This is a genomic window from Paenibacillus taichungensis, from assembly GCF_013359905.1.
Lineage (GTDB): Bacteria > Bacillota > Bacilli > Paenibacillales > Paenibacillaceae > Paenibacillus > Paenibacillus taichungensis.
In genome coordinates, this window is the sequence record NZ_JABMCC010000111.1 from 378,513 (window position 1) to 400,372 (window position 21,860).

General features: G+C 46.5%; 18 protein-coding genes and 1 riboswitch. Of the genes, 12 read left to right on the forward strand and 6 right to left on the reverse strand.

Going from position 1 to position 21,860, the window contains the following annotated elements; all coding sequences use genetic code 11:
- Positions 1–10: 10 nt before the first annotated feature.
- Together HP548_RS15995 and bcp are read left to right on the forward strand one after the other, a co-directional pair.
- Positions 11–787: an ABC transporter permease gene (locus HP548_RS15995; RefSeq protein ID WP_175382219.1), complete on the forward strand. Its 777-nt coding sequence runs from the start codon at positions 11–13 to the stop codon at positions 785–787.
- A 46-nt stretch (positions 788–833) separates the two neighbouring features.
- The gene (gene bcp / locus HP548_RS16000; protein ID WP_175382197.1) at positions 834–1,298 is read left to right on the forward strand and encodes a thioredoxin-dependent thiol peroxidase; all 465 of its coding nucleotides are present in this window, start codon (positions 834–836) and stop codon (positions 1,296–1,298) included.
- Positions 1,299–1,391: 93 nt separating this feature from the next.
- On the opposite strand, the gene HP548_RS16005 is transcribed toward bcp, so the two are convergent.
- Genes HP548_RS16005 through HP548_RS16025 form a run of 5 tightly spaced genes read right to left on the reverse strand, consistent with a single transcriptional unit; the run spans position 1,392 to position 6,663 of the window.
- Positions 1,392–2,519, reverse strand: a complete 1,128-nt coding sequence (locus HP548_RS16005; RefSeq protein WP_175382198.1) for a GerAB/ArcD/ProY family transporter — start codon at positions 2,517–2,519, stop codon at positions 1,392–1,394.
- A 44-nt stretch (positions 2,520–2,563) separates the two neighbouring features.
- Positions 2,564–3,670 carry a GerAB/ArcD/ProY family transporter gene (locus tag HP548_RS16010; RefSeq protein WP_175382199.1) on the reverse strand — a complete coding sequence of 369 codons (1,107 nt, stop codon included), beginning with the start codon at positions 3,668–3,670 and terminating at the stop codon, positions 2,564–2,566.
- Between the two features lie 18 nt (positions 3,671–3,688).
- Positions 3,689–3,925, reverse strand: a complete 237-nt coding sequence (locus HP548_RS16015) for a hypothetical protein (protein ID WP_083679151.1) — start codon at positions 3,923–3,925, stop codon at positions 3,689–3,691.
- Positions 3,926–3,930: 5 nt separating this feature from the next.
- Positions 3,931–5,133 (reverse strand): Ger(x)C family spore germination protein, encoded by a 1,203-nt coding sequence (locus tag HP548_RS16020; RefSeq protein WP_076292226.1) that lies wholly within the window; start codon positions 5,131–5,133, stop codon positions 3,931–3,933.
- Between the two features lie 18 nt (positions 5,134–5,151).
- Entirely contained in the window at positions 5,152–6,663 is a 1,512-nt protein-coding gene (locus HP548_RS16025) for a spore germination protein (protein ID WP_175382200.1), read from the reverse strand.
- A gap of 176 nt (positions 6,664–6,839) precedes the next feature.
- Here HP548_RS16025 and HP548_RS16030 point away from each other — a divergent pair, with 176 nt between their 5' ends.
- Positions 6,840–8,114, forward strand: coding sequence for an MFS transporter (locus HP548_RS16030; RefSeq protein ID WP_175382201.1), 1,275 nt, complete (start codon positions 6,840–6,842; stop codon positions 8,112–8,114).
- Between the two features lie 183 nt (positions 8,115–8,297).
- Here HP548_RS16030 and HP548_RS16035 read toward each other — a convergent pair whose 3' ends face one another.
- A complete protein-coding gene (locus tag HP548_RS16035) occupies positions 8,298–8,942 on the reverse strand; it encodes a DedA family protein (protein WP_175382202.1) in 645 nt (214 codons plus the stop codon).
- Positions 8,943–9,187: 245 nt separating this feature from the next.
- Between HP548_RS16035 and HP548_RS16040 the strand changes: the two genes are divergently transcribed.
- The 9 genes from HP548_RS16040 to HP548_RS16080 all read left to right on the forward strand — a co-directional run bounded on the left by HP548_RS16040 (position 9,188) and on the right by HP548_RS16080 (position 21,351).
- Positions 9,188–10,456: a polysaccharide deacetylase gene (locus HP548_RS16040; protein ID WP_175382203.1), complete on the forward strand. Its 1,269-nt coding sequence runs from the start codon at positions 9,188–9,190 to the stop codon at positions 10,454–10,456.
- 103 nt (positions 10,457–10,559) lie between these two features.
- Complete coding sequence (locus HP548_RS16045; RefSeq protein WP_175382204.1) at positions 10,560–11,549, forward strand: AAA family ATPase; 990 nt, start codon at positions 10,560–10,562, stop codon at positions 11,547–11,549.
- The gene (locus HP548_RS16050) at positions 11,546–12,910 is read left to right on the forward strand and encodes a DUF58 domain-containing protein (RefSeq protein WP_175382205.1); all 1,365 of its coding nucleotides are present in this window, start codon (positions 11,546–11,548) and stop codon (positions 12,908–12,910) included. Before HP548_RS16045 ends, HP548_RS16050 begins: the two co-directional genes overlap by 4 nt.
- Complete coding sequence (locus HP548_RS16055) at positions 12,897–15,260, forward strand: transglutaminase TgpA family protein (protein ID WP_175382206.1); 2,364 nt, start codon at positions 12,897–12,899, stop codon at positions 15,258–15,260. The genes HP548_RS16050 and HP548_RS16055 overlap by 14 nt, the downstream gene beginning before the upstream one ends.
- A 317-nt stretch (positions 15,261–15,577) precedes the next feature.
- On the forward strand, positions 15,578–17,116 hold the full coding sequence (gene guaA / locus HP548_RS16060) for a glutamine-hydrolyzing GMP synthase (RefSeq protein ID WP_099858720.1): 1,539 nt from the start codon (positions 15,578–15,580) through the stop codon (positions 17,114–17,116).
- 175 nt (positions 17,117–17,291) lie between these two features.
- Entirely contained in the window at positions 17,292–18,332 is a 1,041-nt protein-coding gene (locus HP548_RS16065; RefSeq protein WP_175382207.1) for a leucine-rich repeat domain-containing protein, read from the forward strand.
- 96 nt (positions 18,333–18,428) lie between these two features.
- The gene (locus HP548_RS16070) at positions 18,429–18,680 is read left to right on the forward strand and encodes a hypothetical protein (protein ID WP_076292236.1); all 252 of its coding nucleotides are present in this window, start codon (positions 18,429–18,431) and stop codon (positions 18,678–18,680) included.
- A gap of 380 nt (positions 18,681–19,060) precedes the next feature.
- A riboswitch (purine riboswitch) is annotated at positions 19,061–19,160 on the forward strand.
- Between the two features lie 189 nt (positions 19,161–19,349).
- Positions 19,350–20,726 (forward strand): NCS2 family permease, encoded by a 1,377-nt coding sequence (locus HP548_RS16075; protein WP_099858717.1) that lies wholly within the window; start codon positions 19,350–19,352, stop codon positions 20,724–20,726.
- A 235-nt stretch (positions 20,727–20,961) separates the two neighbouring features.
- Complete coding sequence (locus HP548_RS16080) at positions 20,962–21,351, forward strand: hypothetical protein (RefSeq protein WP_175382208.1); 390 nt, start codon at positions 20,962–20,964, stop codon at positions 21,349–21,351.
- Positions 21,352–21,860: the final 509 nt, after the last annotated feature.

The following is a 21,860-nucleotide window of genomic DNA, read 5'->3' on the forward strand; positions in this document are numbered from 1 at the left end:
AGTGTACTATATGGGTCTGATCTGGGAATATTTAAAAAATTATATGAAAACACGTCTCACGTACCGCGCCGACTTTTGGGTCGAAATCCTTTCGGATTTGCTGTTCCAGGCAACCAATTTGATTTTTATCTTTGTGGTATTCCGACATACGGATAATTTGGGCGGCTGGAGTGAGAGTGAAGTCCTTTTTGTTTATGGATATTTTATGGTGCCTTACGGCATTTTCAGTTGTTTTATCAATCTGTGGGGGTTCAGTGAACGGTATATTGTCAAAGGCGAGATGGATCGCATATTAACACGACCTGCGCATAACCTGTTCCAAATTTTACTCGAAAATGTGGACCCGCCTGCACTCGTTGGTTCGTTTATCGGTCTGATCATTATGGTCATCAGTGGTGCAGAGATGGGACTTGTGCTGGAGTGGTGGCATATTCCGGCCCTCATTATTCTTACACTTAGCTCCGTGTTAATCTATGCAGGAATCTATATCACTTTGACGTCGTTGTCTTTCTATTCGGACGCGCCTACAGGTATCCTGCCATTAATGTACAACATTCAGGGATATGGACGTTATCCGGTAACTATCTATAACCGTGCGATTCAGGTCCTGTTAACGTGGGTCATTCCATTTGCCTTCGTTGGCATTTATCCGGCAGCCCTGTTCCTGGAACGATCCGAGATGCATCGTATGGCGATGCTAACACCTGTGATGGGATTGGTGTTTGGCTCTATCGGCCTTCTGCTATGGAATTATGGCGTGAAGAAATATCGCGGAGCAGGATCATAACAGAAGTCCGTTGTGAAGGGATAGACGAGATAAAGGAGGAAATGAGATGACATTAACCGAAGGCAAGCTGGCACCAGACTTTGAACTTCCGTCCAGTACGGGAGAGACGGTGAAGCTCTCGGATTATCGTGGACAGCGGGTGTTGATATATTTTTACCCGAAGGATATGACCTCTTCCTGCACACAGCAGGCATGCGATTTCCGTGATCGTCATGAGGAGTTTAAGGAGTTAAATACAGTTATTCTGGGGATTAGTATTGATCCGATGAAGCAGCACGACAAATTCATAGCCAAATACGGCTTGCCATTCATCCTGTTATCCGACGAAGAACATAAGGTTGCCGAGCAATACGGCGTATGGCAGCTCAAAAAGATGTATGGCAAGGAATACATGGGTATGGTACGCTCCACATTTCTCATTGATGAAGAGGGTGTACTTCTGAAGTCGTGGTTGAAAGTGCGGGTTAAAGGCCATATTGAAGCAGCACTTGAGGCTGTACAGCAACTTTAGGAAGTTAACTCGTCTGTTCTCTACACATCGAAAAAATGTTTACTTCATAAATAAAGGCTGTGTTCGCGGTTTATACCGTGAAGCACAGCCTTTTTATGTGGGCAAGCGTTCTGGAGGGGGCTGATTTTTCCGGTTCTTGCCAAAGCGAATGCGATGAACAAGTAAAAGCAGCAGAGGAATAATAAAACTGCAAGTAATGTCCCAATCCACCCATGCAGGCATAATGGTTTCGATATAAAAAATGACATTGGGGGAGATCAGGATGGCCAATGCAAACATGAGCAAGGATGAAGGGAGAATGAGTGGTTTGTAGGTTTTCAACTGAAACAGCTGAGCTAATCCGATAACAAAAGCGAACATGTACAGCAGACTTTTGAAATAGGTCGCAATTAACCAGGCAGTAGCCATGAAGGCTTCAATACGCTCAAAGAAGTTACCGATATTAATTTTTTGAGACAGGGTATACGAAATAAAAATGTTATGTTGGGTTAGGAAAGGGCCCACAACCATAAGGGAAAACAATAACAGTATACACAGGAGCAGACCTCCGCAGAAAGTGGCAAGCAACAGGTCTCGTTTAAGGTGCGGCCCTGACACTACATAAGGAAGAATCATCGTAAGCACGAGCAACTCCCCGAAGGATGTAAATGCTCCACGTACAACGGTTTCAATCAAATGAACCCGGCTGATGTTAAAGATAGGCTGCAGATGTGAAACTTTTATGTTGGGCAGCAACCCCACGAACAGGAGTGCCATGAAGACAACAACAATAGGGGTCAATAGTTCACTGGTTGCTCCCATGGTTTGCAATCCTTTCATTAGGCCCCAGATCAGTGAACACATAAGCATAATCAAAATGACACGGATGGGGGTCTCGAGGTAGATTTGAGTCGTCATAAAGTCTCCAACTTCGCGGATACAAATGGCAGCGCCTATTGCAAAATAGAATAGGTAACCAATAGACAAGACCGATCCAATCCATGTACCAAGCAATTTCTTGCAAATTTCTATTAAAGATAGTTCAGGGGAGGTTTGTTGTAGTTTGTACAAAATCCAAATGATAAATAGACCGATGGGCTGACTGAGGAATGAGCATATCCATGCATCCTGTTTACCCAAGGTAGTGACCAACGATGGATAGATCAAAATCATATCCCCAACCATGACAAGAAAGGTAAGCAAGGTGAATTGCCTAATGGTAATTTTATCTTTAATTATCATGGTCTCCAGCCTCCTTACTGACATAGTAGAACTCCAGCATTACCTTATCCCGAAGGTTTGTTTTTCCAGCCCTTTTTGAACATATGCACCAACAGTAATAGTCCCGGCAAAATAATGCTCAATGTGGTGTCCCAATCTACCCAATATGGGACGACCGTAATGACAATGAAGGTCAAATTGGGCGAAACCAGATTGGCAAGGCCGAATATAAGCAATGATGCAGGAAGGATGAGTATCCGATACTGCTTGAGCTTAAATAGTTCGGCGCATCCGACGATAAATGCGTACATATACACCATCGCTTTAACATACGTGGAGATCAGCCAGGAAGAGGCCATGATGGCTTCAATACGCTCAAAGAAACCACCGATGTTAATCTTCTGAGATAAAATAAAGGAAGCATAGATGTTGTGCTGTGTAAGGAAAGCACCTAGAACAAGCAGAGAGATGGTAACCAATATAGCCAGCAACAAGTTGCCAAGTCCTGCCGCCATAAGAACATCCCGAGTTCGATGAGCCTGTTTAAGCGTGTAGGGAATAATCATCATAATGGGGACCAGTTCACCTACCGGATATATGATACTTACGAGAATGCCCTGCAGGATGGGCACGACACCGGTATCCGTTATAGGTTTCAAGTTGCTGGGATCAACTTGGGGCAGTAAACAGAATGCAAGCACGAGAATAAACACAATCAGGATAGGCATCAGCAATTCACTGCTTCTCCCCATCGTTTCCAGACCATGATATAACCCCCAACCAACCGTAATGACAAACATTAGAATGATGACGCGAATTGGGGTGTACTGAAAGATTTGGGAGGTAAGGAAATCTCCAACCTCTCGGGTGTGTGTTGAGGCACCTATAACAAAAAAGAAAAGATAAAATCCGGATACCAGAGTGCCTGGCCAAAATCCCAGAATGCTCCGTGCAATCTGTATCAGATTTTTCTCGGGATACAGGTTGCACAGCTTTAAAAACATAAGGATGAGGGCCATTCCCAATGGAACCCCGATAAGAGCACATATCCAGGCATTTTGTTTGGCATAGGATGTGATGACCGAGGGATAGATGAGCATCATATCCCCGACCACCATCATGAAAATGAGGGTGGACAATTGTCTTGTTCCGATGCGACCCTTCTCAAGCATAATGTCCCCTCCTTTTTCCTAAGTTCCAGTCAAATGTGCCAGAAATTGATTTACAGGTTCATAGATCCATATGATGAGATAAAGTGGGCTTGGGATTTCCCACAGGTTGGCCGCAAAGACACTGAGAATGGTAGCCAAGAGCAGTAAGACACTGTAAACAGCCGTTTCTTTCCATTCCTTACGACGTATGAGCCCAGGCAGATCGTACCATCCAATGATCCCTGCAGTCACAACTACACTAAGTGTAAGCAACACCTGTCTCACTCCCTAATTTGATCTTTGAATGAATCATCCAACGTGCCTACACGTTTGATTTGCACATTAACTTTGTAATCGACATCCAGATCTTCTAGATAGTGATCCCAATCCTTCTCCACCTTTTTGAAGAACTTGGGATCAGCGTGATAAACCTCCTGCCCGAATCCGAAAATATCGACGTGAAATTTACGCTGTACCGACTTGACGGATTTTTGCATCAGCTCTACGAGCCGTTCCTCACTGTCTCGTTCCAATTGCTTGAGTACTTCCATTGATCCTATTTTGATTCCACATTCCACGGCACCTATAGACGATACATTTTTCATTTTGATATTGATTACAGGATGTCCGGCAACGACTTTTGCACTCCGTTTCGTCGTTGTGCGGAGTGCTTTGAAGGTGACATATCCGTCTTTGCGACAAGGTAGATGACTGATGGTGGATACTACATTGTTTCGAATGTAGTTATACCCCTTGGATTCATCCTCCGTTAGCCAGCCAATCAGCTTATCTTCTCTGAATACGGACAGCCCGGTTGAATTCAGTCGGGCAGGAGCCTTAATAGTTGCAATATTTTCCTGATGTCCGCTTTTCTCCGGATTGCCAACGACCTCTACACCGGTAATCACAGGCTGTATTCCGGGAGACAAAATATATTCCATTAACTGATCGCCGGTTACAGTTGTTGTCGGTGACCATGTCTTGGTGGAGACATCCAATGAATTGAACATTTTCTCCGCAGGTAAGTTTTCAAGAGGTGTCATCACGTCAAGCACTTTGGAAGCCGTTGTATTTCTGGCCACCATGACGTAATAGTCAGGTCGAACTGTAGGCTCCCGCATTAGAGCTTCGGTCACATCATAAATCCCGACCTTGCGGGCGTATTCTTCGCCATATACCAAAATACGTATGTGCGCCATAAAGATACGGCGTGGGCTTGACTCTGTCAGTTTCTGAATAGCTTCAAACAGCGTTGGGGCAGAAGCCTGATACTGAGTCACAGGGGTCCCTTTGCCTCCCCCTGATTTGGAGGAAACTTCATTAGGGACAACCACTTGAGCACTTACTTTAATCATGTCACCATCCTTGTCCACACCCAGTCCCAGCATAATACCGAGTTCATTAAGTTCCTGGCGATCCCAGCATCCGGTAAGGAGAGGGAGCAGAACGGCAAAGGACAGAATTAATTGTAGGCATTTGTTCATACACGTTCTCCTTACCGATTATCGCTTCGTTTTTTTGTCAGCTTGTCTGGTTTCATTCGCAGTCCCGGTAGAAAGCGGACGTGTCTTCATCCGGGCCCAAGGCACGCGGAAGATGGTATCTTTGAGATCTTTCCCAATGTAAGGTGCGAATGGGGACATATAAGACACACCGAAAGATCTTAAACTGCATAAATGGGTTACCGTAATCAGCAGAACCATCAGAATTCCGTAGAAACCAAAGGCGGCAGCCAGAATCATCAGTACAAATCGCAGAATCCGTACAGAAATGGATAATCCATTTTCTGGAATAACATAACTGGATATCGCTGTAATGGATACGATAATAACCATGGCAGCCGATACAACGCCTGCATCTACCGCAGCTTGACCAATAACAAGGGTACCCACAATGGAAACAGCCTGACCGACCGTTTTCGGAATCCGTATGCCAGCTTCCCGCAAAATTTCATAGGTCAACTCCATTAAGATGGCTTCAATAAATGCCGGGAATGGAACGCCTTCACGCTGCGCTGCCAAACTGATAAGTAGGTTGGTAGGCAGCATCTCTTGATGAAAGGTTGTAATGGCAATATAAAAGGATGGAGCGAGCAGCGCGATAAAGAAGGCTAAGTAACGAATCATTCGAATTAATGAGCTAATATCGGCCCGCTGGTAGTAGTCTTCTGGAGACTGAAAGAAATGAACAAACAAGGCTGGGACAAGCAGTACGAATGGAGTACCGTCTATAATGATTGCTACCCGACCTTCAAGCAGTGCAGCACATACGGTGTCCGGTCGCTCGCTGTTATAGACCGTAGGGAAGATCGTACCTGTTTTGTCTTGCACCAGTTCTTCGATATATCCGCTTTCCAGAATAGCGTCAATATCAATCTCATCAAGTCTGCGCCGCAGTTCGTTTACAACCTCTTGATCGACGATATGCTCCAGATATACTACGGCAACCCTAGTGTTGGAAACTCGGCCAATCTCCCTTTCTTCAATCCAAAGATGGGGGTCTCGAATTCGTTTGCGTATCAAGCCTGTATTCGTACGCAAATTTTCATTGAAGCCTTCCATGGGTCCTCGTACAACCGTCTGGGAAATCGGTTCACCGACGGCACGATCTTCCCATCCTGCAGCTGCAATTTTCAGTCCCTGATCGGAACCTTCTAGGAGTACAACGGCAAAGCCCGCCAGAAGGGCGTCAAGAACATCTTTTATCTCATTGATTAGTACTACATTGCTGGCGACCAAGACATCATTCTGGAGATAGCTCAAATGCTCGTTATCCGCCGAAAAGTCAGGCAGTTCACGGGTCTGTAACAAGGGTTCGAGGATGGAATGATTCACAATCTGCACGTCTACCATCCCATCGATGTACAACATGACAGAAGGCCATTTGTGCAAACACTGCAGAGGACGAATCATCAAGTCTTTGCTGTTCCCCATTACTTTCTTGCAATAATCCGTATTCTCCGTAAGATTCGGAGATATTCTCTGACCCTGGCTGCTCTGCGTTGCAGTACTCATTCCTTCACCCCTTATACACCCTATATTTGCAAATTAGTATGACCTGGATGAATCAGGATTATCACAAAAGCGTTATTGAATATCCCAAAAAATAAAAAAAGCATATTGTTAATTCTTTTATATTAGAATATTATCTAATTAGATTAATATCTAATATAAAGAGAAGAGGATTTGTCATGTTGTTTAGATCGTCCATTCTGATTTTGTTACAAAAAGAATCGGAATACCGCAAGTTCTTTATCGCGGGATTAGTGAACGGCATAGGTGACCGTTTCTGTCAGGTAGCCATGCTTTCGTTAATTCTCAGCACAACAGGATCTGGACTTGCTGTAGGACTGGCCCTTGGTCTGCGTGTGCTTCCATTTCTGTTGCTTGCTCCTGCAGGCGGCTTGTTAACCATGCGTTTCTCACGGCGGAAGATTATGCTGTTTACCAATTTGATAAGGGTGCCTCTTGCTCTGAGCTATTTACTCGTAAACAGTGCGGATGATTTGTGGATTCTATACACAGCGAGTACTTTACTAGCCTGTGCTGAGGCTCTCTATGCGCCGGTCCGCAAATCAGGCATACCACTGCTTGTACAGCCGGAACATTTGCTCAAAATTAACGGACTTGAACAGGTAATGAATGGTACGGTGCTGATCGTAGGTGCCTTTCTTGGGGGAATCACCTCATCAGTCATGGGGCCGCAGGCTGCGTTTATAACTAATGCGGTGTGCTTTTTGTTGGCTGCTGTTTTGATCCGAAAAGTCTCGTTTCCATCCAGAATGGGTACGGAATCAAATGAGATATCACTTGAAAGTATGGAGAGATCAGCCACAGCAGCTTCTGGTAAATCTTCAGTGATTACTCGTACCAAAGGTGCAGATCATGTTCCTTCGGTGATATGGAGGCTGGTTCGATCCTCTGTAGCATTACAGATCATCATCCTATTCGAGTTATGGGTCCCTGTCATCAACGGGATTGATAATGTATTGATCAGTGTTTATGCAATTGAAGTATTTTCCCTTGGGGATTGGGGTGTAGGTCTGTTCTATGCGGCGCTTGGGACAGGGCTGGTATTAAGTAACTGGTACTCTCGTTATTTTCAGCATTGGCTGCTTCCGGGAGTAGTCCTGTGTCTACTTGTGGAAGGGGGATTACTTATGCTGCTTAGTGTGGTGACTCTGCCAGTGATCGCAGTGCTGATTTATATTCTGCTGGCCCTTATGTCAGGAATAGGCAATGCTTGTCTGGATACATTGCTGATGAATGAAACACCTGAGAAATACCGAGGGCTCATCTATGGCTTGGTGACGGCTTGCAGTAGTACCATGCTGGGGTTATCCATGTTTGGTGCGAGTTTTGTTATTAGAAGTGGTGGAGCCACGGAAGCTTGGTTTTGCAGGCGGATTGGGTTTTGCGGCCATTGCTGTTTTGCTTACAACCTATGGATGGTTAAGGGCCCGTGAGGTTTTTAACATTAAACGTATAAGCAAAAGAAGAACATAAAAAAGGAGCCGCGATATGCAGCTCCTTGCTATTATCAGAAACAGAAAATATAACCTGAGGTTCCACACGGCACAAAAATCTCTGAGCTAAATGTGTCTGAATACAACCATTGATATCATCGATTAATATGTGAGTGCTGTCGTTTATTTTTGTCTTTGCCGAATAGCGGCAGGTTTGCGCAACGATCGAGCTGCCCACGCTTTTCGATAACGGTACAGTACGGCTACAATCAGCAGCAGTCCGATCCCCGCCACGATGTAAGGTGCATATTGATGAACAAGCTGAAACACAGCGTTCCATTGCGGTCCAAATATTTTGCCGATGCCTAGGAACAGCATGACCCAGAACAGTGCGCCTGAATAGGCATAGAGAGCGAATTTACGAAAGGGAACAGCGGCTATACCCGCAAAATATCCGGTGAAATGTCTCACTCCCGGAATGAAATAACCGATGAAGATCAGGGCATTACCGTACTTAGCAAACCACTTTTGCGTTTTATCCAGCTTGTCCTGTTTCATCAGAAACCATTTGCCATATCGTGTAATGAACGGTAGACCTGCTTTGGCCCCAATAAAATAAGTGATCGTCATGCCAATCGTCGTTCCCAGAAAAGCAAGGATGGCAAGTATTCCAAAGTCCAGATGACCCTTGTAGGACAGAAATCCTGCATAAGCCATAGTCGTTTCTCCCGGGAAGGGAAGGGCGATGAATTCCAGCAATAAACCAAAAAACAAAACGCTGTATCCGTAGGATCCAAACAGATGCTGGACCTTCTCAAGCAATTCCAATAGACTTCACTCTCCTGCAGACAGGGTGGGAGGAGATGCTTACTCTCCAAGGAGTTTTGTTCACGATCCTACCTGTCCATTATGCTACCTAATCCGAAGCCAAGAATCAATCGCGAGCCATCCCAAATTGTGAAAAATTATAAAACAAAATCGCGTCTTTTTTCAGTGCGTCCTCCATATAATTCTAACAAATCTGCTGAAGTCTATCAGCAAATTCACTAGAGACGTTGGAGGTCGATTCGTACATGTTAACGCCAATACATACATTATTATCTGGAAAATGGTCTGTACTAATACTTCGCATAGTTGTACTGCTGTGTGTATTCGCTGCATCTGCAGGCACAACTTACGCTTCCTCTGTATCGGGGTCTGATGCACCTGCCCCTAAAGAAGAGAATCCTCAAGATAAGGTAGTCTATTTGAGTTTTGACGATGGACCGGGTAACCATACCCGTGAAGTATTGGATATTTTGCGCAAGGAACAGGTTTTGGCTACATTTTTTGTGCTTGGAGAGCAGGCAGAACGTTATCCTGAGATGATCCGTGCGGTTGTGGAAGATGGACATGCTTTGGGCAATCATACGTTTAATCATAATTATGAACAGCTATATAGTGATTTCAAAGTGTTCTGGAAGCAGATCAAACAGACAGAGTCAGTCGTAGAGCGAATTACCGGATTTAGACCGAATCTGGTCCGGGCACCGGGCGGTACCTACGGACATTTTGATAAGAGTTATTTTGATCTGCTGAAATTGGGCGGGTACACCGTTATAGACTGGAACGTAGACAGTGGTGATTCCAAACGGAAGGGTGTTCCAGCCAAAGAAATCTTACGCAATGCGACCAAGGTGCCTGCCGGAGCACGTTCGGTCATTGTATTGATGCATGATGGAGGAGCTCATGCCGAGACGGTAAAAGCACTACCTGGCATTATCAAGTATTACAGCGATCAGGGATTTCGTTTTGAAACGATGAAGGCCTCGGATGAGCCTGTTCAATTCCGAACCGATTCCAATGGTAAATACAAGTCTCGCAAAGCCCCGAGTAAGGAATGGATCGCAGAAAATGTACAAGAGAACAGCAACCTGTGGTTGGCCGGCAAGGAACTGAAGGTGGAAATTGGATTGGCAGCAGCCACATTGAAGCAAGGAGAATTTCGCGTGGAAGATCAGCGGATCATGGTGCCTCTGCGGACCTTTATGAAAAAGTTCGGTGGTAGCGCACGTTGGAATGCAGAGACCCGAACAGCCACAGCCGTATGGAAAGACCGAACCATCCATGCAGACAGTGTCAGCGGAGATCTGACAACGAAACGTTCAGACCAGTTGAATGACAGAACAACAGAGGGAGTCGTGCAGAGTCAGGGGGGAACGATCTGGGTTCCGCTGCGTGAATTGATGGAGCATATGGGAGTAACCGTTGATTCACTAAAGGCGAATGAAAAGGAATGGATGGTTAAAGCCAGCGTTCCTCTAGCAGCAGCTAACAGCATGTATTTGGATAAATTGATCTGAATAAAGTCGTTCGTACAGGACTATTCTCTCTACTTCCGGGCAACACTGAATCATAGATTAGTATGGTTCAGGAATGCCGATGGATGGAAGGAGATTAGAAGATATGTCTTATATCCGAATGGAACATGAACATGCTGTAGAATTGCTGAATAGAGTTATGAAGCGAGTTGAAAGTGTGATCATAGGCAAAAAACAAGAGATTCGTTATGTGTTAACTGCAATGCTGAGTGGAGGTCATGTACTTCTGGAAGATGTACCGGGTACCGGCAAAACGATGCTGGTTCGCGCCGTCGCTTCTGCACTGGATTGCTCCATGGGACGAATTCAGTTCACGTCGGATGTGATGCCGGCAGATGTGACGGGCACGTCGATGTATCATCCGCATACGGGAGAATTTAAGTTTCGACCAGGACCCGTCATGTCCAATATTGTGCTGGCCGATGAAATCAATCGCGCTTCCCCCCGCACTCAGTCAGCACTTCTGGAAGCGATGGAGGAACGGCGCGTTACGGTGGATGGCACAACCTATGCTTTGCCGCGCCCATTCTTTTTGCTGGCGACGCAGAATCCGTTGCAGTTTGAGGGCACTTATCGTTTGCCTGAAGCGCAGCTGGATCGTTTTATCATGAAGATTGGACTGGGGTATCCTGATCCGGAGCAGGAAGTCGAACTGTTAACCCGGATGCAAAGCAGAGAACTGCTTGATGAACTTCGCCCTGTCATGCTTGCTGAAGAAGTCGTAGCCATGCAGCGTGAAGTAAAACATGTACATGTGGACTCAGTTGTCAAACAGTATCTGGTTGCTGTTGCCGTTGCCTCCAGAAGTCACCCTGCGGTAAGACTGGGTATCAGCCCGCGCGGAACATTGGCCTGGATGGCCGCTGCACAATCGTTTGCTTACCTGCAAGGGCGCAGTTATGTCATTCCCGATGATGTGAAAGAGATGGCTGTGCCTGTCCTATCCCATCGCGTTCAATTGAAATCCCAGAACAGAGCGGAAATCTGGGCACAGGCGCAGGTGATTCAGGAAGCTCTGTCATCGGTTCCTGTACCTGTACAGATGGCGGCACAGGGAAGGGGACGGCGTCAATGACTGCGCTGGGTCAACGGATGTTGGGTGCTATCCTGGTCATAGTTTTTGCCTCTTTGTATGTATGGCATGGCGGCAAGGCCGCGCTTTTTCTATCCATTATGGCAGCCTTGATGCTCGCAAGCGCACTGATTATCCATTTTCTCGGTCCGCGCAATATTAACATTCGGCGGCAAATGCATGCGAATCGGGTTGTGGCAGGCGAAAGAACGCGAGTGGCCGTGGAACTGAAATTCGACTGCCCGATTCCACTGTTATGGATCATTCTGTGTGAGAATACACCTGCCGGTGTACACCGTAAGTTACTATTTCCGGGAAATCGTCGCCAGTTTACGTATCAATATGAATTATCGGGTTTGCGCAGAGGTGTATACAGATGGGAATCAAGCAGATTGTACTGGGGTGATGTTTTCGGATGGAATACGGTCTCCGCAGAGACTGTGAATCATACCTCGCTCATTGTTGTTCCCCAAGCAGCGGAATGGGGTGAGAATAATCCCGGAGAATACTCGGCAGTGGGAGAAGATGCACTGTCTGAGCGAAGAAGCAGTCAAGGGAATCGCAGTCCTGAGTTCCGGGAATATCAGCAAGGAGACCCGCTGGGGCGTGTTCATTGGAAAAGCACAGCCAAAACGGGTCGACTTCAGACTTTTTTGCCTGAAACCTCTGATTCTGTCTCGCTGGGTATACTGGTGTATGAAGGCGCATCAGGTTATGAAGTGCGGCAGTCAGAGAAGAGGGATACGCCCGCTTTTGAACGTGTAGTCCGTGCAGCTGCCCGTTGGATTCATACCGCTGAACGTGACAACATTCCTTATCAACTGTGGACCGAAGGTGGTGGGTCAGGATCTGCTCATCAGGAGAAATGGCAGCAAGAACTCCTGCACTCGCCTGAAAATCATGCGCTGGACAAGCTGGCTCAGGCGCGAATTTCCGCGCCTCAAGCTGTATCTCCATCGCTTCGTACAGAGATGTTGGATAGAATGGCGATCGGCTCACGAATTGTGATCCTCACTGGCAAAATGGATGACACTTTGGTGGAGTGGGTAATGTGTGCAATCGGGTTGGGATACAGGGTAGAGGTTCAGTTAACGGAGTTCATGGCCGGAGAAGGTTCATCACCTATATCGCGAGCGGAATCACTCAGCAGCCATATGGCTCAGAAGCGAGGACATCATGTTGATGCGGCAGATACCTCTGTAGCTGTAGCAACAGCACAGTCCATTGCAACAGATCAAACTATTCGTGACATGGACAATGAAAGTGTGGAACAGCTTCGTCAAAGTGGAGTACAGATCCATTGGATTACAGATGGCTCTTTACCTTCAATGAGAAAGGCGGAGGTAACGGATGTGGGAGCATAATGGAAACTCTCAAGCGAATTCCACTGTGGCTGACCGGAGGCACACCGCAAGTTTGGGGTTAGAGTCTGTGCATTCCATATATAAAGCGGAAACCAGGACATCTGGAGTAGATTTGAAGAGTCCCGGCTACAGTTCGGAGCCTCTCCTTTACAGAATCGGTCTTTCTGCCATTTTGCTTATATTGTCCATGGAGTGGATTTATCCGGTTACGTCAACGGGTCAGCAGGGCAGTGAACGATTCTTATCCGTGATGGCAGGATTAACGGGGGCCTTGCTGCTCGCGGGGTTGCTTCGTACGGGTTGGATTACGGGAATACTGATTAGACTCTTCATTGCTCTAGCCGCATTATGTTGCATGTATGGAGGTAATGACCTTGCTGGATGGGCAGTTACCTATCCGACCACTCTTTCTGCCGATATGGGCAGTTTCATGAGTACGTGGCGTTTTCACTCGATTAGTGTGGAGACAAGAGGTCTGCTCATGATGTGCGGTTGGAGCATGCTGATGGCTTCCGTGCAGTCACTGGTACTGCTGCGACGAAGTGTGATGCTTTTTGGCAGTGCAACATTGGTCTATCTACTGCTGCTTGAATCCTTTGCCGGGCTGGATGTATATGCTTCCGTGATACGTTCTGTGTTGTGGATTCTACTCATTCAGGCCATGTTACAGTTGCTTCGCCTTAATGGCGGGGTCACCACACCGATCTTTAAGCAGAGTCCCTATGGCCGTTGGTCTGCGGTAACGCTTGCGGTGTCGACAGGCATGGTACTTTTCTCAGCAATCCCTGGTCAGCTTGCCACTATTCCTCCACCGGAACGTATTTCACTTGAGCAGATGGGTGAGCGTTTGGCCCGCTGGGCAGGCTATACACAGCACGGAAGTATTCCTGCAACAACTGCCGTCACAGGATACAGTACAGCGGATGCACCAATGGGCGCACCTTTGGTGCAGGGAGACACGATTTTTTTCACGGCAAAAAGTCCGGAAGCTACGTATTGGCGGGGCGAGACCCGTTCATATTATAACGGAAGCACCTGGAGTGATCCTGTGCAGAGCTTTGAGACGACAAGTCCATCCGGATTGGTGCGTACCGACGGTTGGGAGTACCCAGCCTATTGGCAACGTATTCGTCAAACGGTAACGATGAAGCGAGAGTGGAGAGGACCCAATCCCCTCTTCACAGGTGGAATGCCACTCAATCTGTCGTTCCAGGATAAGAATAGTGATAATCAGAAGAATAGACGTTTACTGCTATCAAATGAAGACTCCGCAACGTTATGGCTCGCGGCTAATTATGACAATCAAACTGTCAAAAGTTATACGGCAGATGTCATGATTCCCGTGGCAACACCTGAACAACTTCGCCTTCTGGGAAAGATGTCCAACATGAAAGATCCGGCGGCAATTCGCAGAACGTATCTGCAGCTACCAACTACGCTTCCAGGACGCGTGCAGGCTCTTGCCAAGGATATCATTCAGGGGAGTGAGACCCGTTATGATGCCGTGCAGGCTGTAAAAACATACCTTGCCGACCACGCCGAATATACGCTGGATACCCGTATGCCGCCACGCGGAACTGATTTTGTAGATGATTTTCTATTCGTTACACGGCAGGGATACTGCAATCATTTCTCGACAGCTATGATTGTGCTGCTACGTGCAGAGGGCATTCCGGCACGTTGGGTTAAGGGATTCGGACCCGGGGAAGCCGATGCGGACGTCTCGGGGCAATACATTGTGACCCAGGGAGATGCACACTCCTGGGTAGAAGTGTATTTTCCAGGCGCGGGCTGGATGCCGTTCGAGGCTACGCCAGGCTTCACCATGACGCAGGGTGAAGGCCAAGACGCCGCTGCGCTCAGCGGGCAGCAGCCCGTTGCCGTAACCCCGCCGCAGACGGACGGCGGGGTGGCTCACGCGGGCGCATGGCTGCTCGCCCGCGCTCGGGCCATTGCCGCGCACCCATGGCTCGCGGCAGCCCTTGCGGCAGCGGCGCTGCTGTGCGCCGCCGGGGCCATCCGCATGCGGCGGCTTCGCCCCGCGCTGCGGCTAAGGCTGCTGCTGGCGTGGCCGCGCAGCAGCTTTCCGGACCGAGAGCGGCTGCTCAGCGCCGCCGCTCCGGTCTGGGCCGCGCTCGCGCGCCGCTACGGCCCGCGGCCGCCGGGAATGACGCTGCGTGAATATGCAGCGTCTCCCGCCGTGGCCGCAGGCACGGACGGCGCGGACATCGCGCGGTTCGCAGCCGACTGGGAACGGCTGCTGTACGGGCCGGACCGTCCGCTGCGCGCGGACAGTCTGGACTTCCTGCGCCGGGCACTTCATCTGGCCCGGCGCATGCAGGCGCTGTAACACGAAGTACAGCGCAGCGCTAAACATAGGACGCCTTTCTCGCCCCTAAAGCGAACGAGGCGTCTTTCCACGATCATATACTATGAGCTTCCATGCAGAAGATCTCTTTTATGCTGAAAATAATGTATTAACCCTTTTCTTATATTTCCGATCGGAAAATATATAGAATAGAGGCGAGAACATTCGACCGAATACCGTAATCTCAGGCGTTGAAAATGCCATGTTTTGAGATGTCGAAAAAAGGAGTTTCGCCTTTCCTTGACGGTATGTTTTGTCGTTGCGTATAATTAGTTTCATTAATTGAGGGAGGCTCGGTAATGAATAAGCAAAATGAAATAGTGGTTGTCCTTGACTTTGGGGGCCAATACAACCAGTTAATCGCCAGAAGAATCCGGGATCTGGGCGTATACAGCGAGCTTTTGCCGTATAACACACCGGCTGAGAAGATCGCAGAATTATCACCAAAGGGAATCGTGTTCTCGGGTGGACCATCTAGTGTTTACGCAGAAAATGCACCACACGTAGATCCGGCCGTTTATGATCTGGGATTGCCAATCTTCGGAATTTGTTATGGAATGCAGCTTATGGCGCAACAGCTTGATGGTAAAGTGGAGCGTTCTGAGAAGCGTGAGTACGGTAAAGCGGATATTGAGTTTGCACCAGGTGCTGCTCTTGCACAAGGTATCGAAGGTGAACATACGGTATGGATGAGTCATGGTGACCACGTGGTTGCTCTTCCTGCTGGATTCAAACTGGATGCAGGCACGGAAAGTGCGCCAATCGCAGCAATGAGTAACGATGAGCGCAAATTGTATGCTGTTCAGTTCCATCCAGAAGTACGCCACTCTGTTCGCGGTAATGAAATGATCAAAAACTTCCTGTACGAAATCTGTGGTTGTGAAGGCAACTGGAGCATGGAGACGTTCATCGAAGATACGATCAAAGATATTCGTGAAAAAGTGGGCGACGGTAAAGTATTGTGCGCACTTAGCGGCGGTGTAGATTCTTCCGTTGTGGCTGCATTGCTTCACAAAGCCATCGGTGACCAACTGACATGTATGTTTATCGACCATGGTCTGCTGCGCAAAGGCGAAGCGGAGAGCGTAATGGAGACGTTCGTCGGCAAATTCGATATGAAAGTTGTCAAAATTGATGCACAAGAGCGTTTCCTGTCCAAACTGGCAGGCGTGGATGATCCGGAACAAAAACGTAAAATCATCGGTAACGAGTTTATTTACGTTTTTGACGAAGAGTCCAAGCAGTTTGATGATTTTGAATTCCTAGCGCAAGGTACACTGTACACGGATATCGTGGAAAGTGGCACAGCGACAGCTCAAACCATCAAATCCCACCACAATGTGGGCGGATTGCCTGAGGACATGAACTTCAAGCTGATCGAACCACTGAGTGCCTTGTTCAAAGACGAAGTGCGTAAAGTCGGCGAAGAGTGCGGTCTGCCAGAAGCAATCGTATGGCGTCAGCCGTTCCCAGGTCCGGGTCTTGCTATCCGTGTACTTGGCGAAGTAACGGAGGACAAGCTCAAAATCGTTCGTGATTCGGACTACATCCTGCGCGAGGAGATTGCCAAAGCCGGTCTTGATCGCGAAATTTGGCAATACTTTACAGCCCTGCCTAACATGAAGAGTGTTGGGGTTATGGGTGACGCGCGTACGTATTCCTACACTGTAGGTATTCGTGCCGTAACGTCCATTGACGGTATGACAGCTGACTGGGCGCGTATCCCTTGGGACGTATTGGAGAAAATCTCCGTGCGGATCGTTAACGAAGTGGATAACGTAAACCGTATCGTGTATGACGTAACTTCCAAACCACCAGCAACGATTGAGTGGGAATAGAAGTTATCTATACAGATTTATTAACAAGAGATCGGAGTTTCCGTCAAGGAGCTTCGGTCTCTTTTTTTTAATTTTGTGTTTGCACCAGACGTTATTTATACTTTGATTTATGATAATGATGGACCATCCAATAGATTAACGAGGAAGAACACTCTGTAAGGAGGAACTATAGCGGATGAAGGAAAGAATCGAACTCAACCCAGGATGGACTCATGGAGAGGTTGCTGCACTTACGGCTCATCCTGAACTAAAGATTGTTCAATACAGCGAGCACAATATCCCGGATGTAAACCTGATGCAGACATTGAATGAGGAGCTGTTTGCAAACAGACCAGATGTTACTTTTCGTATATATGGCTTTCATTCGCAATCTGGCGACTTGTCTGTTTTAAAATATATGAACCATGTAGAAAAGCTTGTAATTGACTGCAATAGACGAGTTCACGGGATTGAGGCCTTAGGTGCATTACCAGGGCTGAAAGAGTATGCTTTTGACGTGTTTGAAGCGGAGTCTCTTGATGTATTGGCGCTTGTACCTACCACTTTACAGCAGCTCCGCATCGGTAAAACCAAAACGAAGAAAACGGATTTGTCCGTACTTAACCGCTTTACTGAGCTTGAAACGCTGAGTGTGAATGGTCATACAACTAACATCGAAACGATCGGAACGTTGTCATCACTCCGGTCCCTCTATATTTCGGGAATGCCATTAAAGGAATTGGGATACTTAAAAGATGTCACGGATTTGAGTGAACTTCATCTCAGTTTTGGTGGAGCAGAGAATCTGGATAGCCTTGCGGAAGTGAAATCCTTGCAATTGTTGAAGCTCCTAAGGGTGAAAGGATTATCAGATCTATCCGTATTGCCTGAACTGAAGGGATTGCGCTTATTAGGGATAGAGGACCAGCCGCATCTAACGAGTCTGCCTTCTCTTGAAAATCTGACTGAATTACAGCGTGTTTTCCTGAACAATGTGAATGTAGAGAGTATCGATTGGGCAAAGACTTCCAAAAGCCTGAAAGAGCTCGCTCTTCTGCAAATGAAACATATTACCGCCGAGGATATCGAATCCCTGATTCATCATAAATCCGTGGAAAGAATGATCGTTCATTTGAAAAGTGCCAAACAGCAAAAAGTGGCGAAGCAGGCGATAATGGCAGCAGGCATGTGGGATGAGAGTGGATGGTGGTATAACGATAAATCTCTGAATATTTAATTCCTTTTTTAGGTTCATTTCAGATTGTTTTCATGTGGGGCTTGTACACTGAGTACAGAATACGGCTATATGGCAACTGAAAGGAGAATTGAATGTATGCGTAAAACCGACAATATGAGCAAATGGAAGATGGGCATTGGAAGTGCGTTTCTGATGGTGATGCTGGCAGGATGCGGCTCGGGTATGCAGGACTTGGCTCTTGGTGCGGGGGATTCTTCATTTGTGAATTTAGAGGCAGCAGATTCGTCTTCCGATCAAGCCCAGAATCAGGATTTGTCTGAAGGGTCAACGGCTAATACCGATCAGGAACAACAGCAGGTAAGGGATGGACTTCAGACAGAAATGTAAGGACGTAGGACTTATTGTGTAAAAAATGATCTGGTGATCGTCGCAGCTTGCTCCGTATACCTAAGCTAATGGATATTAAGCAACGTTATTCTCACCACATAACCGGTCTTCTAGAAGACCGATCAAGCTACCATAATCAAAGGGCATGTGCTTTGATTATGGTAGCTTTTTTAATGTTGTAGATGAAGAGAAAACTTGTGGCAAGATCGACATATACACATGAAAACGTAGTGTAAAACCAATTTTAATTTGGGTTATAAACCGCTGAACTGGTTCATTTTGTTAAATAATACGAACGATTTATAAGTTGAACGAGGATAATATTCGTTTTTATCATTGACAAACTAGAGGCATCCCTCCTAAAATAGTGATGGGAAACACACAAAAAACGCATACTACTTCGTATAATCCCGGGGATTGGCCTGGGAGTCTCTACGAGATCACCCTAATGATCTGGCTACGAAGAGGATAAGGCTGAGCACATGAATTCTACATGATTGCGTCGGGCATGACATCTCGCACATTAGAATTTTTTTTGTTCTCCGTAATTGGCACAGTGCCACTCCTCGTTAGCTAAAACCCTGGGTGATATATTTCATCTTCAGGGGTATTTGTCGTTTTGTCGGTTTTCATGTGGCTTCAACATCTCTAAGGGGGAGTTAGTGAATTATGGATCGTTTCTTTAAACTAAAAGAAAATGGAACGAACGTTAGAACGGAGATTGTTGCGGGTCTTACTACCTTTATGACAATGGCGTACATTCTTTTCGTAAACACGTTGTTCTTGGGATCGGCCGGAGCCGGAATGTCGGACAATGCAGTATTTTTTGCAACAGCCGTAGGTGCTGGTTTGATGACCATCATTATGGGATTGTTCGTTAACATTCCGATCGCCCTTGCACCAGGTATGGGTTTGAATGCTTACTTCATGACTGTAGTTCTGAGCTCCAACGGTGCGATTTCTTGGCAGGCAGCTCTGGGAGCTGTGTTCCTCTCAGGTATCGTGTTCATTATTTTGACAGTGACCAAAATTCGTCAAATGCTGCTCGTTGCAGTTCCGGACTCATTAAAAATGGCAATCACAGTTGGTATTGGTCTCTTTATTACCATTGTAGGTTTCAAACTGGCTAATCTGGTCGCTGTAACAGTTAATGTTGCACCTGATGCAGATCTGAGCCAACCGATTCCGGGCAGCAGTTTTAATCTGTCTTTGGGTAATTTCATCTCGCATCATGATGCATTACTGGCTCTGATTGGACTGTTCATTATCGCTATACTGATGGTTATGCGCGTCAAAGGTGCACTGCTAATCGGTATCATTGCCACAACGTTGATTGGTATCCCGATGGGAGTTACGAATCTCAGCGGTTTGTCCGGTGCAAGCTGGTTGCCTAACTTCAGCGATCTGGCGGTCGGACAACTGGACTTGAAGGGTGCAATTAGCCTTGGACTGTTTGAGATCATCTTCATCTTCACCTTTGTAGAGCTGTTTGACACATTCGGAACAATGGTGGGCACAGCAACACGAATGGGGATTATGAAGGATAAGAAAAAAGGCGAAAAAACAGTTGGTAAAGCAATGCTCGTCGATGCAGTGGGTGTAAGTGCAGGGGCTGCACTGGGTACAAGTACAATTACCGCTTTTGTTGAAAGTGCCTCTGGCGTTGAAGCTGGTGGACGTACAGGTCTGACCTCTGTAACGACAGGTATCCTGTTCATTCTGGCCTTGTTTATTGCTCCGCTGGCACTGGTTGTTCCGTCAGCTGCAACAGCTCCGGCATTGATTATCGTGGGTGTCTTGATGATGAGTCAGGTTCGCAGCATTGAATGGGATGACTTCCTGCAAGCTTTCCCGGCGTTCCTTACAATTGTATTGATGCCTTTCACTGGAGGAATTGCAAACGGGATTTCCGCAGGGATTGTATCCTATGTAATCTTGGCCGTGTTCGGTAATCTGGTTACGGAGCGCAAAGTAAAGGTCCACTGGCTTATGTGGATATTAGCTATCATTGTTATATGCCGGTATGTATTTATCGGTGGAGAATAAAAGTTTGACTGAATGAATTGGGTCAGAGACTTATAATGTATTTCTTATTTATACAAATGAAAGAAGCGGAAGCCTTGGTACTTTAACGGGGCTTTCGCTTTTTTGTTTCTTATATATGTAGCATGAAAATTAAAAGAAGGGACAGGAGTCTCTTTGAAATGTTCTACGTAGGGGATATTCTTGATCTATGGGAGATCGAAATTGACTTTCTTCTATATAACAAGGAGGAACATACATGAGTTACGATTTAATGGTTTTTGATCCAGCCAAAGCTCCAGTTGATAAAACGTCGTTTATGAGATGGTATGGTGAGCAGACAAAATGGTCGGAGGATCATTCCTATTCAGACATTAAGGTGAGCTCAGAGCAGTTGCAACGCTTTTACGAAGAGCTTATTCTGACATTTCCTTCTATGAATGTAGACGACGATGTGTTTGAAGCGATGGAAGAAGCGGGAACAGATAATCGATTAACAGAATACTCGCCAGGAAAAGAAGTGATTTATGCTGCATTCGCGTGGTCTGTTGCGGAGGACGCCTATATAATGATGCGTGAGTTGGCAAGGAAGCATAACGTTGGTTTCTTTGATGTAAGCGGCTCGGATGGTGAGATCATCAGACCCTGATGTGTATACTTAAATAGCAAACTTGAAAAGATGCACTATGAGGATTACGTAGCAACATCTACATTTTATGAAAACGGGAGCGGAAATAACCGATCCTGTTTTTTAGTTCTATAAATGATTATGAATTGGACAAATAGGCATATCTGAGCGGATTGAGGTGAGTTAACAGCAAGCTGGATATAACCGGTTTGAAAGATATTCTACTATATATAATAGAAACTATTGTAATGTGAGAGAGTTGCTATTCTCCCGAGTTTGGGAAGGTAGTTGCTGCTGCGGAATGAGTATCTTGTAAAGTATAATGGGAGTAGTGAGGAAGAAGTAAAGCAATCATTAATAATTTAAAAATAAAGCTTGCAATCGAAATCTGTACATGGTATATTCTAATTCCGGCCAAGAAAACACGAGAAACACGGTGCGGCAAGCGAAACAAATAAGCTTCGAAAGAAACTTAAAAAAAGAGCTTGCAAAGTTGGTTCGGATGTGATAAGATATAAAAGTTGCTGAGG